We start from the raw sequence: 14915 nt of genomic DNA, 5'->3' as shown, positions 1-14915 counted from the left end.
TCGCGCAACGACACGCGGCTCAGGCCGGTTCCAGTGTCGGAAGGGACGCTTCGAGTGCGTCCAGACAGCGCTCGTCGAGTACGCTGCCTACCTGCCCTCGCATGATGCGTAGCGCCTCGGACACTGGAATCGCCCCCCGATAGGGCCGCTCGGCGGTGATCGCATCGAAGATGTCGGCCGTCGTGATGATGCGGGTTTCCAGATTGATTTCCTCGGCCAGCAGGCCATATGGATACCCCTTGCCGTCGAGGCGTTCGTGATGCGCCCCCGCCACCCTGGCCAGTTCGCCGAACAAACCGATACGGGCGAGGATTTCCTCGGTATGCCGCGCATGCGCGCGCATCTGCTTCCACTCTTCCGCATCCAACGCCCCAGGTTTGTCGAGTACGCCGTTGCTGACCCCGAGCTTACCGATGTCGTGCAGCAGGGCGCCGCGTCGCAACCAGCGTCGCCGGGCGGGCGGCAGGTCGACGCGACTGGCGATGGCCTCGGCGCAGTGCGCCACGCGCGCGCTGTGTCCGTAGGTGTAGGGGCTTTTGGCGTCCACCACCTGGCCGAAGGCGGCGGCGATGCCGTCCAGACGGTCCTCGTCGACGAGCACCAAGGATGCGGCCGGTTCGAGATCGGCCACGCGCTGCGACAGACGCGCGTCCGTCAGACCGGCCCAAAAACCTGGCTGCCGCGCGACCCGTGCCAGCGCCTCCGCCAGCGTCGGATCGAACCATTGTCCCGCGCGCCTGCGCACCTCGCCCATCGCGACTTCCGGGCCGCCGCTCAGATGGAATACGTCCACTACCTGGGCAAGCAGCGCGATGCGTGCCTGCAGCGGGATGGCCTCTCCTGCCAGGCCGCGCGGGCGGCCCTGCCCGTTCCAGTGTTCATCCAGGGCGCGGACCCCATCGGCCACCGCCGGGGAAAAGCCCAGCTTCAAGGCAATGTCGGCGCCACGCTCGCAGCGCGTCGCCACCAGCTCGGTTGCCAGCTCTTCGCCATGCCGCACCAGATTCAACACACGATGGAAGCGCTCGCGCAGCGCCGCATCGGGCGCTGCGTGGGTCAACACGAAACGCCCGAGCTGCAACATGCTCTGGGAGTCGACGCGCTTGAAATCGTCCTTGATCAGTCGATCGTCACCGCCATAGAGCTCCCACAGGCGGGCCGCATTGCTGCTGCACCCGGCGTCCTTGAGCAACAGCGTGTAGTAAAGATCCGCACGCCCTGTATCATCGAGCGGCAGCGCCTCGGCGAGATGCATGCCGATCCAGCAGCAGCGCAGGCAATGACCCGGCGCCTGACCCTCCGTCATGTCCAGGGCATGACTCAACGCACCGATGACTTCGGACAGTCGCATGTCCGTGCCTTCCTCGCTTCGCTCGCCCCCCATGCGCCACCTCCCGCGCAAGCGTGGTTCGGTACCGCCTAGGTGCCAGCATGCGAGCGCAGACACCACCCACGGGCATCGCGCGTGATCCGGCTCAGTCCGGCATACGGCACCTTGACTCGCATCATCGCGGCCAGCGAACCCTCAAGCGCGCGGGCGACGGCGACGCGCACCACGCCGGCGTGCGCCACCACCAGTATGGGCCCCTCCCCCGACAACTCGTCGAGTGCCGCAGCCACCCGCGCGTAAAAACGCTCCAGCGGCTCAGCACCGGCGGGCATGCCACGGATTGGATCGGCGTAATAGCCGGTGTAGGCCGCCGGATCGGAGAGCGCCACCTCGGCGGGACGGCGCCCCTCCCAGTCGCCCATGCCGATCTCGCACAAACGGGGTTCGACACGCAGCGGCAGATTGTGACGGCCGGCATAGGCCTCGGCGAATTCGCGCGCGCGCCGCAACGGCGAACTGACCACGGCGGACCAGTCGCCGGCACCTTCCAGCACCGCCCACATCTGACGCCAGCCCTGTTCACTCAAGGGATCGTCCACGCCATGCCCACGGTAGCGTCGTCCGCCCACGGGCTCACCGTGGCGCAGCAGCCCGATCTCCAGCGTGGCCGGAGTGTCCGGGCGAGGTGCGTTCAGCTCGCCCATCCGCCCAGCGTCAGCAACGCCAGAGCCGCCATCCACACGATCAGATTGCGCTGGATGTGGTTGGTCACGGTCGCAAAGGCCGCACTCAGCGTTGCGGCATCGGCTTCCGCCTCCAGCAGTTCATCGAGGCGTACGGCCCCGGCCCCGCTCTCGCTGAGCAATAAACGGTTGCCCGCACGCAGATTGTCGAAGCTGCCCCAGAAGCGCTCGCGCAGACCCACCAGAGCGTGGTCGAAGCTGCCGGTGACGGCATAACCCAGGGCCGCAAGGCGTGCCGGCGCCCATTCCATCAGCGCCGCGAGTCCTGAGGCGACGCGCGCCAGCGAATCATCCGTCACCTCGTCCTCGTCGGCGTCCGCCGTGGGCGTGAGCGTGGGCCATTGCACCCGCGCGAGGCCGTGCACCAGCCGATACAATATCGCCGCAGCCGGGCCCAGCAGGATAAACCAGAAGATCACGGTGAACAGACGGTCGTTGGATTCGGCGAAGGCCGCCAGCGCCACCTGTCGTGCACGCTCGGCAGGCGCTTCCGGCGCCGCCTCGCCCAGCAGGCGGGCGGCGACACGCCGCTGGCGCGCCTCGTCGCCCACCGCGACCGCCTCGACGTAATTGTTAACCTCTTCCTCAAGATCCTCGGGTCCAAGGCAATAGAGCAGGACGGCAACGCCGAAGATCAGCCCCAGCAAGCCCAGCAGCACGCCCGACAGCCACGCCTGCAGCCAGCCCGCGAGCAGGATCGGCGGCAACACGATGAGCAGGAGTCTGAAACCGGGGTGTCTGAGCCCGATGGATTCGAGCAATGCGGAAAAACGGCCTGCGTAGGCATTGAGATACCGCGGATCACGGAAATCGCTCATGTAGCCGAGAAAGCGCTCCAGCGCCAGCGCAAGGAGCAGGGTGATCAGCGTCATGGGTTCCCCTCTTCGTTGTGATGCGCCGCGGGCACCGGCAGTTTTACGGGATTACCGCGAGCTTGCAAGCCGCTTGTCCAGTTCGGCACGCAGGCGCCGCCAGTCGAAACTCTCGCCCGGGTCGGTCTTGCGGCCAGGCGAGATGTCCGCGTGCCCGACCACCCGCTCGGGCGACAGCGTGGGATAGGCCGCGAACAGCGCGCCCAGCAGCTCGGCGAGCCGCCGGTACTGGATCGGCTCGTACGGCAGGTCATCGGTGCCCTCCAGCTCGATGCCGACGGAAAAATCGTTGCAGCGCTCGCGGCCGTTCCAGCAGGACAGGCCCGCATGCCAGGCTCGCCGATGCCATGGCACATACTGTATCAGTTCGCCGTCGCGTCGTATCAGCGCATGTGCCGACACCTGCAGGTCGGCGATCGCGGCGAAATACGGGTGGTGGCGGGGCGGCAGGCGGTTGGTGAACAGCGCCTCGATCCACGGACCGCCGAACTCGCCGGGCGGCAGGCTGATATTATGGATCACTGCCAGTTCCGGCAGGGTACCTTCGGGACGCTCGTCCGCGTTCGGCGACGCGCACCAGCGCGCCGCGTCGGTCAATCCCGTCGACGGGTCGATCCTCATGGCGCCTCCTCGGGCGGCTGCGCGGACAAGGCATCCACCGCGGCTTCGACGCGTGCCGGTATCGACGCCACTTCGAGCGCGGCGTGGTAGCGCCCGCCGCGATACAGGAACAGACCCGGCAGGTGGAACACCTCGAACTCGCGGGTCAGGGCCAGGTCCTGCCCGGCATCCACCTCGAAGATCCGCCACTCCGGATGTTCCGGCGCCAGCGCCGCCAGCGCCGCGCGCATGCGTCGGCAGGCGCCGCAACCGGGTGCCGTGAACAACACCAGCGCCGTACCGGGCGTCTCGGCCAACCGATGATGGAAGTCGAACTGGGTCAGGACGGGAAAGCGCATGCGCATAGTATATAAGCTCCTCACCCATCGGCGAGCGACTTGCCTCGCGCGGCCGGTGGGCAGAAAATTCCCGCCTGGCCGTGCCATGGGCGGCGCGGCCCGCCACTGGAATATCCGTGCATGTTCTACACCCTCGCCGGCCTGCTCAATGCCGGCCTCGTCCTGCTCAGCCTGTTCGGCATCGGCGCACAGATACGCACCATCTGGCGACGAAAATCCGCGCCCGCGGGCGGCGCACCGACCGCGCAGCTGTCGCTCAACCAGTTCAGCGCCAGCTTTCTGTCCTACTACGCGGTCTTCGTCTATGGCTATTCGATCCAGCCGTTCAACCCCTATCTGGTCTGGTCGCGCCTGATCGCCGCGCTGCTGGTGCTGGTCATTCTTTTCGAAATCTGGCGCGACCGCCGCAGCCGCCCGGCTACCGCGGTGGTGACGATCGCGCTGGCCGCGATGGCGGCTGGTCTTGCCGGATTGGCCTGGGGCGGCCATCTGAGCGACCAGGGCCGCCATCTCTCGACCGCCTTGATCCTGGCCAATGCCGTGATCCTGGCACAGGGCGGCCTCCATCAGATCCGTGTGATCCTGCGCGCCGGCGACACCGGCGCGGTCAATCTGCGCATGAACCAGCTGGTGCTAGCGATGCACCTGTCCACCCTGCTGTTCGTGTCCGCCATGGGCCTTGCCAGCGGCTGGCCGCTGCTGGTGCTGGCCCTCTCCGGCGGCACGGCCAAAGCGGTGGTGCTTTATCTATTCCGCTGGATCCGCACCAGCGAGACGGCGCGCGCACGACGGCGGGGCAACGGCACTGAGCTACTACAATGAGCGATATAATGGACACGCAACCGACCCGCCCCAAGGACGCCGCCCTCGATGCCCTCTACCTTGAGGCCCACCGCGAGTTCCTCGTCCGCCAGCGCAGCCCCGCGCTCGCCCTGACGCTGAGCTTCCTGCTCACCGGCGCCGGCCAGATGTACAACGGCGAATACCTGCGCGGCCTGGCGTTGGCCGCACTCTATGTCGCCGGCGCCGCGGGGGCGGTGCGCTACGGCTACCCGGTGTTGCTCTGGATACCCTTCTGGCTGTGGGGCATGGCGGACGCGCGCCAAGGGGCGCGCCGCGGCAATCGCGCCCTGCTCGACCGCCTCGCGGCCGAGGTGGCTGCCCGCAAACCATCGGCCTGAAGCCCTCCCGCCCAGCCCTTTGCGTCTTGACCCTGTAGTTTACTTTAAGGTGTAGAGTTACACCGTCAGCCAAACGACGGAGGCACGATATGCGCGAATCCATGACCATCGGCACCCTGGCCCATCGCGCCGGCCTGACCGCGGAGACTCTGCGCTATTACGAGCGCCTGGGCCTGATCGAGCCAAGCCGGCGCACCGCAGCCAACTACCGCCTCTACGGCGAGGAAGCCGAACGCCGCCTGCGCTTCATCCGCCGCGCCCAGGCCCTCGGCTTCTCGCTCGGCGAGATCGCGCAATTGCTGTCGCTGCATACCTACCCCGAGTCCGACATGGGCGAAGTGAAATCGCTGGCCGAACACAAGATCGGCGAAATCCAGACCAAGATCGACGATCTGCAGCGGATGAAGCAGGGTCTGGAGGCATTGACCGGCCAATGCCCCGGGCATGGCGACACCGCCGGCTGCCCGATCCTCGGCGCCCTGCTCAAGGCGGAAGACTGAGCGCCCGCCTTTCGAAGGAGGAAACCATGAGCGCACTTGAAATCGACATCCAGGGCATGACCTGCGCCTCCTGCAGCGCCCGGGTCGAACGAGGCCTGAGCAAGCTGCCCGGCGTCGAGGCGGCCAGCGTCAATCTCGCCACCGAGCGTGCCGAAATCGACTACGATCCCCAACGGATTTCACCCGCCGACCTGATCCAGGCCGTAACCGACACCGGCTACAAGCCCGTTGTCGAAGAGACCGAGCTCGCGGTCGAGGGCATGACCTGCGCTTCCTGCGTCGGCCGCGTCGAACGCACGCTGCGACGTGCGCCCGGCGTCATCGATGCCAGCGTCAATCTCGCCACCGAACGCGCCCACCTGCGATTCCTGCCGGCGATGACCGAGCCGGACACTCTGGCCGCGGCCGTGACCGCAGCAGGCTACGCCGCACGGCCGCTGCGGGAAGAGGCCGCGGCGGACGAGGACCGCCAGCAGGCCGTGCAGCACGCCATGCGCCGCGACGTGATCGTGGCCGGCGTGCTGGCCCTGGGCGTGATGCCGCTGGCGATGGGCGCCGAGCTGATCCCCGCCGTCGGCCATGCGCTGCAGGCCGCCAGCCCCTTCCCCGGTTTCTGGGCATGGGTCCAGTTCGCCCTCGCCAGCGGCGTGCTGTTCGGCCCCGGAAGACGTTTCTTCCGCCCCGGCCTGATCGCCTACCGTCATCTGTCGCCGGACATGAACTCGCTGGTCGCGACCGGCACCGGCGCGGCCTGGCTGTACAGTACGCTGGTGCTGCTGCTGCCCGACCTGTTCCCCGCGCAGGCCCGGCATGTCTATTTCGATTCCGCCGCCGTCATCATCGCCGTGGTGCTGTTCGGCAAATACCTGGAGCTGCTCGCCAAGGGCCGCACGTCCGCCGCCATCCGCCGCCTGGCGGGCCTACAGGTCAAGACCGCCCACCGGCTCGCGACGGACGGCCGCGAGGAAGACATCCCCATCGCCGCCCTGCGCGTCGGCGACCGTTTGGCCGTGCGTCCCGGCGAGCGTATGCCGACCGACGGGCGCATCGTCGAAGGCCGCGCGCACGTCGACGAGGCCATGCTCACCGGCGAGCCGCTGCCCGTGGCCCGGCGCGCGGGCGATGAAGTGGTCGGTGGCACCGTGAATCTCGACGGCCGCCTGCTGATCGAGGCCACCTCGGTCGGCCGCGACACCGTGCTCGCGCAGATCATCGCGCTGGTCGAACGTGCGCAGACCGGCAAGCTGCCCATCCAGGGCGTCGCCGACCGTGTGATCCGCGTGTTCAGCCCCGCCGTCATCCTGATCGCCATCGCGGCCTTCGCGGCCTGGATGCTGCTGGTCGGCAACATCAGCCTCGCGCTCGTGGCCGCCGTCGCCGTGCTGGTGGTCGCATGCCCCTGCGCCATGGGTCTCGCGACGCCCGCGGCCATCGTGGTCGGCACCGGCCGCGCCGCGGAGCTGGGCGTGCTGTTCCGCAAGGGCGAGGCGCTGGAAACACTGTCCGGCGTCGATACGGTGCTGTTCGACAAGACCGGTACGCTGACCGCCGGGCGACCAAGCGTGGCGGAAATCGTTGCCGACGACGAGGACGAGGCGTTGCGCCTCGCGGCCGCGCTGGAACTCGGCTCCGAGCATCCGCTGGGACGCGCCATCGTCGAGGCCGCCACCGCCCGCGACCTGGACCCGCCGCCCGCGGAAGCCTTTGAGGCCGTCGCCGGCCACGGCGTTTCCGGACAACTGCAGGGACGTCCCGCCCGCGTGGGCGCCGAGCGCTTCATGCGTGCATCCGGCATCCCGGTGGAAGCCGATTGGAGCGCGCGGGCACGCGCGCTGGAAACGGCCGGACGCAGCGTGGTGTTCGTCGCCCGCGATCAGCGTATCTTGGGCCTCGTGGCGATCGCCGATCGGATCAAGGACGAGTCGGCGGCGGTAATCGCCGCGCTGCACCGGCACGGACTGCGCGTCGCCATGGTCACCGGCGACGCCCAGGGCAGCGCGCAGGCGGTCGCCGACGCCCTGGGCATCGACGAGGTGCACGCCGGCGTACTGCCGCAAGGCAAGACCGAGGTCGTGTCGCGGCTGCAAAGGGACGGGCATCGGGTCGCCTTCGTCGGCGACGGCATCAACGACGCGCCGGCGCTGGCGCAAGCCGATGTCGGCATCGCGCTCGCCTCGGGCACCGACATCGCCATGGAAGCTGCCGACATCACCCTGACCCACGGACATCTGGGCGGCGCCGTCACCGCCATCCTGGCCGCGCGCCGCACCCTCGGCACCATCCGCGGCAATCTATTCTGGGCCTTCATCTACAACATCCTCCTAATCCCGGTCGCCGCCGGTGTCGCCGCACCGCTGGGCATCCACCTCAGCCCGATGCTGGCGGGCGTGGCCATGGGGCTTTCGTCCGTATTCGTGCTCGGCAACAGCCTGCGGCTCAGACGCATGCGCGGGTTTGCGGCCGCGTCGCCTGCGCCGGCCCGCACCGACACGCCCACGGACGCCAGACCGGCGCACACGTAAGCCTGAATTCACACTCGCAACGGAGATCACCATGAACGACATCACCCTCAAGATCACCGGCATGACCTGCGGCCACTGCGTGCGCGCCGCCGCCCAGGCGCTGGAGGCCGTGCCCGGCGTCACCAAGGCCGAAGTCACCCTCGAGCCGGGGCAGGCCGTGGTGCATGGCGACGCCCCGCTCGAAGCTTTGATCGCGGCCGTTGCCGAGGAAGGCTACAGTGCCGAACGGCTCTAAAGCTGCAGCCGCGACCGGCGTGCAGCTCTACACCAGCCCAGGCTGCCCCGATTGCGCGGCGGTCCGGCGCCTGCTCCTCGAACGCGGCATCGCGTTCGAGGAGCGCAGCGTGACCGCGCCCGGCGTCGCCGACGAGGCCAAACGTCGATACGGCGTGCGCGTGGCGCCCATCACGGTAATCGGCGATACCGTGCTCTACGGCACCTTCGCAATCCAAAGGCCCGAGCTGGAACGACTGCTGGCGCTCCACAGCCAGGTTTTCGACACCAGGTAGACGTGCGCACGCAGCAAACCAGCGTGCAACGCCTACACTGTGATTTAACCAGGCCGACCACGACAGCCCATGCAGGCAGGCAACCGCAGCACGCAGCACACGCCCGCGACTCCGGCATTTCTCGCGCGCCAGCCGATACTCGATGCCCGCGAGCAGATCGTCGCCTACGAACTGCTCTACCGCAGCGGTCCGGGGAACTGCGCCCCTGACAAGCCCGAACGCGACGCGACGGCTTCGGTCATGTTGCACGCATTGGGGATCATCGGCCTGTCGGTGCTGTCCGCCGGACGCCCCGTCTACATCAACTTCGACGACGCCAATCTGCTCGAAGACACGCCCGAGCTGCTGACGCCCGAACAGGTGGTGCTCGAGATTCTGGAAACCGCCACGCCAAATGCCGAACTGCTGGCGCGCTGTCTCGAATGGAAGGCGCGCGGCTACCGGCTCGCGCTGGACGATTTCGTCTACCGCCCCGTCTGGGAACCCTTTCTCGACACCGTCGATATCGTCAAGCTCGACGTCCGCGCACTGAACGCCGGAGCGCTGCTGGCCCACGTGCGGCAAGCCAAATCCCGCGGACTACGCATCATTGCCGAAAAGGTCGAGAGCCGGGAAGAATTCGAGTATTGCCGCGGTCTGGGCTGCGACGCCTTCCAGGGCTATTTCTTCGCCCGCCCCGAAATTTTCGAAAACACCAAGCTGCCGGCCGCTACCGCGACGCTGCTCGACGCCTTGCGCCGCGTGCAGGAGGACGACGACAGCCAAGCGGTCGAACGCACCCTGAGCCGCGATGCCGGCCTGCTTTACCGCCTACTGCGCTACGCCAGTTCGATTGGCTTCGGCAATGCCACCACCCCGCGCAAACTGCGCGATGCCATCATGCGCCTGGGCAGGCGCAACCTGCAGCGCTGGCTCACGCTGGAACTCTACGCAGGCGCCCGCGACACGCATGCCGCGGCCGAATCCCTCCTGGAACTGGCCGGCCAGCGCGCCGAGCTGATGAGCATGCTGGCGGTCGCGAATCCTCAAACCCGAAAACGTATCGACGAGGCCAGCGCCATCGGCTGCCTGTCACTGCTCGACACGCTGCTCGGACGCCCGATGCAACAGCTCGTCGAAGGTTTGGCGCTGCCTAAGGACATGAGCGACGCGCTGATCATGCAAACCGGACCGCTCGGACGGATGCTGGCCCTCACCCAGGCACTTGAGCACGCCGATCACGCGGCCATCGCAGGGCAATGCCAGGCACTGGGGCTTCACGCAGACGAACTTCCCGGCCTGCAGGCCCGTGCGCTCGAACACCACCTCGAACAGGCCGAGCGACTGCGGCAGGCTGAATGCGCAAGGGAGGACGGCGCCCCCCCGGGCACTGCCGCGGGCAAGTAACGGGACTCCACCGCCCAGGCGCACACGGCCGGCCTTCCCCTCTCGCCCCATGGTCAACCGTCGCTAATGGATTGCGGTTATCGGCCGATAAAACCAGACAAATAGCAGCGCTATTTTACCCGCATAAAGGTAACAAGCTGCTAAAAGATAAATAAACCACGACCCCAAATATCATCGGTGGAGCACGACGCCATGCCTTCGCGTCCCATTCCGACTCAGCGGGAAGTCATCCTCCCCGCCGATTCGTTCATCGTCTCGAAGACCGATCCGCGGGGGCGGATCACCTACGCCAACCGGGTGTTCATGTCGATCTCGGGCTATCTGGAACCCGAGCTGCTCGGCGAGCCGCAAAGCATCGTTCGTCACCCGGACATGCCGCGCGGCGTGTTCAAGCTGCTCTGGGACACCATCCGCACCGGCGACGAATGCTTCGCCTACGTCAAGAACCTGTGCAAGAGCGGCGACTACTACTGGGTACTCGCCAACGTCACGGCCGACCGTGACGCCAACGGAGGCATCACGGGCTATTACTCGGTGCGGCGCAAGCCTTCGGCGGAAGCGGTGAAATTCGTTGCCGGGCTGTACCGCGACATGTGCGCCATCGAAGCGGGCAGCACAGCCAATCAGGCGCCCGCGGCCTCGCTAGAACACCTCAATCGACTGATCGCGGATCGGGGGATGACCTATGAAACGTTTATTCTTAGTCTCTAAGTTCCGGCTCATCATCGTCGGCTTCGTCGCCTACATGGCGGCCACCACGGTCGTCGACGCCGTCACGCACGGCGGCTTGAATGCCTGGCTGCTGGCCATGCTCGTCATCAGCATCGCATTCGGCGCCTACCTGTGGCGCGCCGTGCTGCCCGTGGTCGAAGCCATGCATCGCATCCGCCATGTGATCCGCGAGGCGCATGCGGGCAATCTGAGCAACCGCATCACCAACGTCCGCTGGATGGGCGAGGTCGGGCAGATCGCCTGGGAGCTCAACGAATTCCTCGATCAGGTCGAAACCTTCTTCCGCGAGGTGAACACCACCTTCACTCTGGTCAGCCAGGGCAAGTACTACCGCCGCGCGCTGGCCGTCGGCCTGTCCGGCACCGCCGCCACCACCCTGGACAACATCAACCAGTCCATGGGAGCGATCGAGGAAAACGCGCGCTATGTGCAGCGCAACGCCCTGCTTTCCCAGCTCCAGCAGCTCAACGCCGAGAACACCATGGGCAACCTGCAGCAGAGCCAGAACGACCTCGGCCGCATCAACGACGAGGTCGACCGCATCAGCGCCATCGCCAGCACCAACGCCAGGCAGGCGGCGGACAGCGTAAGCAACGTGCGCGATATGGTCGGCTCGCTCAAACGCACCGAGCAGATGCTCGAACAGTCGCGCGAATCCATGAAGGCCATGACCCGCATGAGCGACGAAATCGCCAAGGTCATGCAACTCATCAATCAGATCGCCGACAATACCAACCTGCTGGCGCTCAACGCCAGCATCGAGGCCGCGCGCGCCGGCGAGCACGGCCGAGGCTTCGCCGTGGTCGCCGACGAGGTGCGCGCGCTCGCCGCCAACACCAAGCGCGCCACCGAGGAAACCCGCAGCGTGGTCGATACCTTCCGCCGAGAATCGGCAACGATGCAGGCCAATTCGAAGGACATGCTGACCATGTCCCAGCAGCTCGGCTCACAGGTCTCCGGCATCGAAACCCTGTTCACCCAGTTCACCGAAACCGCCCAGGCCACCACGCACTCGATGCAGTATGCCAGCGACCTGTGCTTCACCTCGCTGGCCCGCGTGGATCACATGATCTACAAGCAGAACGGCTATCTCGTGATCTACAACGGCACAGAATCGCGCGAGGCCGAAGCCATCCGCTCGGATCAGCACGACTGTCGCTTCGGCCGCTGGTACGACGAAGGCGACGAACGCTTCGCCTCGCTCAGCCAGTACCGCGCCCTGGAGCAGCCACACGCCTTCATCCACAGCAATCTCGCCCACGTACTCGAGCTTCTGGGGCAGGACTGGGAGCACGATCCACAACTGCAGAACGACATCCTCAAGAGCTTCCGGGCCACCGAACAGGCCAGCGAACGCCTCGGCGAAACGCTTGAAGCCATGGTCGAGGAACGGCGCGGCGAGCAGCAGCGCTCGGCGGCCTGAACGCAGCGGCCGAGACGGCCTTGGTGCCGTCTTCGGCCCGCCCGAACCGGAGAAAGTCCAGGATGGCGGCACGCCCGACACCCACTCAGCGCGAAATCATGCTGCCCGACGACTCGTTCATCGTCTCGAAGACCGATCCGCGAGGCCGAATCGTCTACGCCAATCGCGTGTTCATGTCGATCTCGGGCTATCTCGAACCCGAGCTGCTTGGCCAGCCACACAGCCTCATCCGCCACCCCGATATGCCGCGCGGCGTATTCAAGCTGCTCTGGGACACCATTCGCAGCGGCGAGGAATGCTTCGCCTACGTCAAGAACCTGTGCAATAACGGCGATTACTACTGGGTGCTCGCCAACGTCACGGCCGACCGCGACCAGGCCGGCAACATCACCGGCTACTACTCGGTCAGGCGCAAACCCACCACGCAGGCCATCGCCACGGTCAGCGAACTGTATCGCGAGATGCGCGCCATAGAGGAGCGCAGCAGCGCCAACCAGGCGCCTGCCGCCTCGCTGGATTACCTCAACCGACTCGCCGGCGAAAGCGGCGCCACCTACGACACCTTCGTGCTGCGCCTGTAGCGAACCACCCGCAAAGCGAACAGGCGTCCCATCAGGGACGCAACGACGAAGTTCATGCTGCGCGTCGACCGCCGGCCCGAACCTCAGTTACCGCGAGGCGCGGACCGCCGCTCCAACACGCGAAACACGAAGCCATGGGCGTGGCGATCATCCACCGCGTGCGGTTCGCGGCAGGTTTCCTGCCATTGCGCAGGATCGATGACCGGGAAGCGTGCATCACCCTCGGCCTCGGCATCGACCTCGGTGAGATACAGACGGTCCGCCAGGGGCAGCGCCTCGGCATAGATCTGCGCGCCGCCGATCACCATGATCTCCTCCTCGGCACCGGCAAGCGCGTCCTCCAGACGCTGGAACACGCGGCATCCCTCGATGCGCAGGCCCGGTTGGCGCGTGACGATGCGGTTCTCCCGCCCCGGCAGCGGCCGACCGATGGACTCGTAGGTCTTGCGCCCCATCACCACGGGCTTGCCCAGGGTGACCGCCTTGAACCGCTTGAGGTCGTCGGGCAGCCGCCAGGGCAAGTCGTTGTCGCGGCCGATCACGCCATTGCGCGCGACCGCGACCACCAGCGAAACGATCGGCCGACTCACACCGCCACCGGCGCACGGATCGCCTCGTGACTGGCGTAACCCTCGATGGCGATATCCTCGAAGCGGAAATCGAAGATCGACTTCACCTCCGGGTTGAGGACGAGACGCGGCAGCGGCAGCGGCTCGCGCGAAAGCTGCAGGCGCGCCTGCTCGAGGTGATTGAGATAGAGATGCGCGTCGCCCAGAGTATGCACGAAATCGCCGGGCTCAAGGCCGACGACCTGCGCGATCATGTGCGTGAGCAGCGCGTAGGAGGCGATGTTGAACGGCACGCCGAGAAAAATGTCGGCGCTGCGCTGATAGAGCTGGCAGGACAGCCTGCCGTCGGCGACGTAGAACTGGAACAGCAGATGGCAGGGCGGCAGCGCCATCTGGCTCAGCTCGCCGACGTTCCACGCGCTCACGATCAGGCGGCGCGAGTCGGGGGTTTTCCGGATTGCCTCGATCACTTGAGTGATCTGGTCGACGGCGCCGCCGTCGGCGGTCGCCCAGGACCGCCACTGCTTGCCGTAGACCGGGCCGAGATCGCCGTTCTCGTCGGCCCATTCGTCCCAGATGGTGACCTTGTTGTCGTGCAGATAACCGATATTGGTGTCGCCGCGCAGGAACCACAGCAGCTCGTGGATGATCGAGCGCAGGTGCAGTTTCTTGGTGGTCACCACCGGGAAGCCCTGCGCCAGATCGAAGCGCATCTGATGGCCGAACACCGACAGCGTGCCGGTCCCGGTGCGGTCCTCCTTGCGCGTACCTTGCTCCAGCACGTGGCGCATCAGGTCGAGATATTGCTTCACGTCCTTACCCCTTGGTTGCGCGCGCGATAGGCCCAGCGCAGCAGACCCGCGCCGAGCAGGATCATCGGCAGGCTGAGCACCTGCCCCATGGTCACCCAGCCGAAGGCGAGATAGCCGAGCTGGGGATCGGGCTCGCGCACGAATTCGACCAGGAAACGGAACGTGCCGTAGAGCAGCAGGAACAACCCGGACACGGCGCCGAGCGGGCGCGGTTTCCTGGAAAACAGCCACAAGGTGCTGAACAGCACCACGCCCTCGAAAAAGAACTCGTAAAGCTGGCTCGGCTGGCGCGGCAGGGGGCCCGCGTTGGGGAACACCATGCCCCAGGGCAGCGTGGTGACCTTGCCCCACAGCTCGCCGTTGATGAAGTTGCCGATGCGCCCGCAGGCCAGACCGATCGGCACCATCGGCGCGATGAAGTCGGTCACCTGGAACAGCTTCAGGCCGATGCGTCGGGCATACCAGGCCATCGCCAGGATCACCCCCAGCATGCCGCCGTGAAAACTCATGCCGCCGTCCCACACGGCAAACACCTGCAGCGGATGCGCGAGATAGAACGGCAGGTTGTAGAACAGCACGTAGCCGATGCGCCCGCCGAGCACCACGCCGAGCGCGCCGTAGAACAGGGCATCGCCGACCTGCTCGGGGTTGAGCGGGTATTCCGGCTTGCGCGCGCGATAGGTCCCGAGCGCGAGATAAGCGGCGAAGCCGGCGAGATACATGATGCCGTACCAGTGCACCTTCACGGGGCCGATGGCGAAGGCGATCGGATCGATATGCGGGTAGGGGATCATGG

Annotated in this window: 18 protein-coding genes; 10 read left to right on the top strand and 8 right to left on the bottom strand. The window is 66.7% G+C overall.

The window, feature by feature from the left end; translation table 11 throughout:
• Positions 1-19 precede the first annotated feature (19 nt).
• The 5 genes from THPRO_RS14020 to THPRO_RS14000 all read right to left on the bottom strand — a co-directional run bounded on the left by THPRO_RS14020 (position 20) and on the right by THPRO_RS14000 (position 3910).
• The gene (locus THPRO_RS14020; protein ID WP_201787000.1) at positions 20-1351 is read right to left on the bottom strand and encodes an HD-GYP domain-containing protein; all 1332 of its coding nucleotides are present in this window, start codon (positions 1349-1351) and stop codon (positions 20-22) included.
• Positions 1352-1419: 68 nt separating this feature from the next.
• On the bottom strand, positions 1420-2034 hold the full coding sequence (locus THPRO_RS14015; protein ID WP_236717323.1) for a histidine phosphatase family protein: 615 nt from the start codon (positions 2032-2034) through the stop codon (positions 1420-1422).
• Positions 2022-2945: a regulatory signaling modulator protein AmpE gene (ampE, locus tag THPRO_RS14010; RefSeq protein WP_065089779.1), complete on the bottom strand. Its 924-nt coding sequence runs from the start codon at positions 2943-2945 to the stop codon at positions 2022-2024. Before ampE ends, THPRO_RS14015 begins: the two co-directional genes overlap by 13 nt.
• A 51-nt stretch (positions 2946-2996) precedes the next feature.
• Entirely contained in the window at positions 2997-3566 is a 570-nt protein-coding gene (ampD, locus tag THPRO_RS14005) for a 1,6-anhydro-N-acetylmuramyl-L-alanine amidase AmpD (protein ID WP_038090818.1), read from the bottom strand.
• The gene (locus THPRO_RS14000; protein ID WP_052064441.1) at positions 3563-3910 is read right to left on the bottom strand and encodes a thioredoxin family protein; all 348 of its coding nucleotides are present in this window, start codon (positions 3908-3910) and stop codon (positions 3563-3565) included. The genes ampD and THPRO_RS14000 overlap by 4 nt, the downstream gene beginning before the upstream one ends.
• A 114-nt stretch (positions 3911-4024) precedes the next feature.
• On the opposite strand from THPRO_RS14000, the gene THPRO_RS13995 reads away from it, so the two are divergent.
• The 10 genes from THPRO_RS13995 to THPRO_RS13950 all read left to right on the top strand — a co-directional run bounded on the left by THPRO_RS13995 (position 4025) and on the right by THPRO_RS13950 (position 12738).
• Complete coding sequence (locus THPRO_RS13995; protein ID WP_038090822.1) at positions 4025-4726, top strand: hypothetical protein; 702 nt, start codon at positions 4025-4027, stop codon at positions 4724-4726.
• A gap of 8 nt (positions 4727-4734) precedes the next feature.
• Positions 4735-5085, top strand: coding sequence for a hypothetical protein (locus THPRO_RS13990; RefSeq protein WP_052064442.1), 351 nt, complete (start codon positions 4735-4737; stop codon positions 5083-5085).
• Positions 5086-5174: 89 nt separating this feature from the next.
• Positions 5175-5585: a heavy metal-responsive transcriptional regulator gene (locus tag THPRO_RS13985; protein ID WP_038090823.1), complete on the top strand. Its 411-nt coding sequence runs from the start codon at positions 5175-5177 to the stop codon at positions 5583-5585.
• Positions 5586-5611: 26 nt separating this feature from the next.
• Positions 5612-8107: a heavy metal translocating P-type ATPase gene (locus THPRO_RS13980; protein ID WP_052064443.1), complete on the top strand. Its 2496-nt coding sequence runs from the start codon at positions 5612-5614 to the stop codon at positions 8105-8107.
• Between the two features lie 31 nt (positions 8108-8138).
• Positions 8139-8342 carry a CopZ family metallochaperone gene (locus THPRO_RS13975; protein ID WP_038090824.1) on the top strand — a complete coding sequence of 68 codons (204 nt, stop codon included), beginning with the start codon at positions 8139-8141 and terminating at the stop codon, positions 8340-8342.
• On the top strand, positions 8326-8616 hold the full coding sequence (locus THPRO_RS13970) for a glutaredoxin family protein (protein WP_236717322.1): 291 nt from the start codon (positions 8326-8328) through the stop codon (positions 8614-8616). The genes THPRO_RS13975 and THPRO_RS13970 overlap by 17 nt, the downstream gene beginning before the upstream one ends.
• Positions 8617-8685: 69 nt before the next feature.
• Positions 8686-10002 carry an EAL and HDOD domain-containing protein gene (locus tag THPRO_RS13965; protein WP_065089777.1) on the top strand — a complete coding sequence of 439 codons (1317 nt, stop codon included), beginning with the start codon at positions 8686-8688 and terminating at the stop codon, positions 10000-10002.
• Positions 10003-10194: 192 nt separating this feature from the next.
• Complete coding sequence (locus THPRO_RS13960) at positions 10195-10713, top strand: PAS domain-containing protein (RefSeq protein ID WP_065089776.1); 519 nt, start codon at positions 10195-10197, stop codon at positions 10711-10713.
• Entirely contained in the window at positions 10688-12157 is a 1470-nt protein-coding gene (locus THPRO_RS13955; protein ID WP_082954663.1) for a methyl-accepting chemotaxis protein, read from the top strand. Before THPRO_RS13960 ends, THPRO_RS13955 begins: the two co-directional genes overlap by 26 nt.
• Positions 12158-12219: 62 nt before the next feature.
• Complete coding sequence (locus THPRO_RS13950) at positions 12220-12738, top strand: PAS domain-containing protein (protein WP_038090825.1); 519 nt, start codon at positions 12220-12222, stop codon at positions 12736-12738.
• An 83-nt stretch (positions 12739-12821) separates the two neighbouring features.
• On the opposite strand, the gene folA is transcribed toward THPRO_RS13950, so the two are convergent.
• Genes folA through lgt form a run of 3 tightly spaced genes read right to left on the bottom strand, consistent with a single transcriptional unit; the run spans position 12822 to position 14913 of the window.
• Positions 12822-13328: a type 3 dihydrofolate reductase gene (folA, locus tag THPRO_RS13945; RefSeq protein WP_038090827.1), complete on the bottom strand. Its 507-nt coding sequence runs from the start codon at positions 13326-13328 to the stop codon at positions 12822-12824.
• Positions 13325-14119, bottom strand: coding sequence for a thymidylate synthase (locus THPRO_RS13940; RefSeq protein ID WP_038090828.1), 795 nt, complete (start codon positions 14117-14119; stop codon positions 13325-13327). The genes folA and THPRO_RS13940 overlap by 4 nt, the downstream gene beginning before the upstream one ends.
• Complete coding sequence (lgt, locus tag THPRO_RS13935) at positions 14116-14913, bottom strand: prolipoprotein diacylglyceryl transferase (protein WP_038090829.1); 798 nt, start codon at positions 14911-14913, stop codon at positions 14116-14118. Before lgt ends, THPRO_RS13940 begins: the two co-directional genes overlap by 4 nt.
• Positions 14914-14915: the final 2 nt, after the last annotated feature.

It is taken from the genome of Acidihalobacter prosperus, from assembly GCF_000754095.2.
Classification (GTDB): domain Bacteria; phylum Pseudomonadota; class Gammaproteobacteria; order DSM-5130; family Acidihalobacteraceae; genus Acidihalobacter; species Acidihalobacter prosperus.
Note: the sequence above shows the minus strand (reverse complement) of the source record. Positions and strands in the feature narration are given on the sequence as shown.

Coding starts and splice junctions, on each gene's coding strand:
- THPRO_RS13985 (WP_038090823.1), top strand. CDS start 5,175: ATGCGCGAATCCATGACCATCGGCACCCTGGCCCATCGCGCCGGCCTG.
- THPRO_RS13975 (WP_038090824.1), top strand. CDS start 8,139: ATGAACGACATCACCCTCAAGATCACCGGCATGACCTGCGGCCACTGC.
- THPRO_RS13960 (WP_065089776.1), top strand. CDS start 10,195: ATGCCTTCGCGTCCCATTCCGACTCAGCGGGAAGTCATCCTCCCCGCC.
- THPRO_RS13950 (WP_038090825.1), top strand. CDS start 12,220: ATGGCGGCACGCCCGACACCCACTCAGCGCGAAATCATGCTGCCCGAC.
- THPRO_RS13965 (WP_065089777.1), top strand. CDS start 8,686: ATGCAGGCAGGCAACCGCAGCACGCAGCACACGCCCGCGACTCCGGCA.
- THPRO_RS13980 (WP_052064443.1), top strand. CDS start 5,612: ATGAGCGCACTTGAAATCGACATCCAGGGCATGACCTGCGCCTCCTGC.
- THPRO_RS14015 (WP_236717323.1), bottom strand. CDS start 2,034: ATGGGCGAGCTGAACGCACCTCGCCCGGACACTCCGGCCACGCTGGAG.
- THPRO_RS13955 (WP_082954663.1), top strand. CDS start 10,688: ATGAAACGTTTATTCTTAGTCTCTAAGTTCCGGCTCATCATCGTCGGC.
- ampD (WP_038090818.1), bottom strand. CDS start 3,566: ATGAGGATCGACCCGTCGACGGGATTGACCGACGCGGCGCGCTGGTGC.
- THPRO_RS14000 (WP_052064441.1), bottom strand. CDS start 3,910: ATGCGCATGCGCTTTCCCGTCCTGACCCAGTTCGACTTCCATCATCGG.
- THPRO_RS13990 (WP_052064442.1), top strand. CDS start 4,735: ATGGACACGCAACCGACCCGCCCCAAGGACGCCGCCCTCGATGCCCTC.
- lgt (WP_038090829.1), bottom strand. CDS start 14,913: ATGATCCCCTACCCGCATATCGATCCGATCGCCTTCGCCATCGGCCCC.
- THPRO_RS14020 (WP_201787000.1), bottom strand. CDS start 1,351: ATGCGACTGTCCGAAGTCATCGGTGCGTTGAGTCATGCCCTGGACATG.
- ampE (WP_065089779.1), bottom strand. CDS start 2,945: ATGACGCTGATCACCCTGCTCCTTGCGCTGGCGCTGGAGCGCTTTCTC.
- THPRO_RS13995 (WP_038090822.1), top strand. CDS start 4,025: ATGTTCTACACCCTCGCCGGCCTGCTCAATGCCGGCCTCGTCCTGCTC.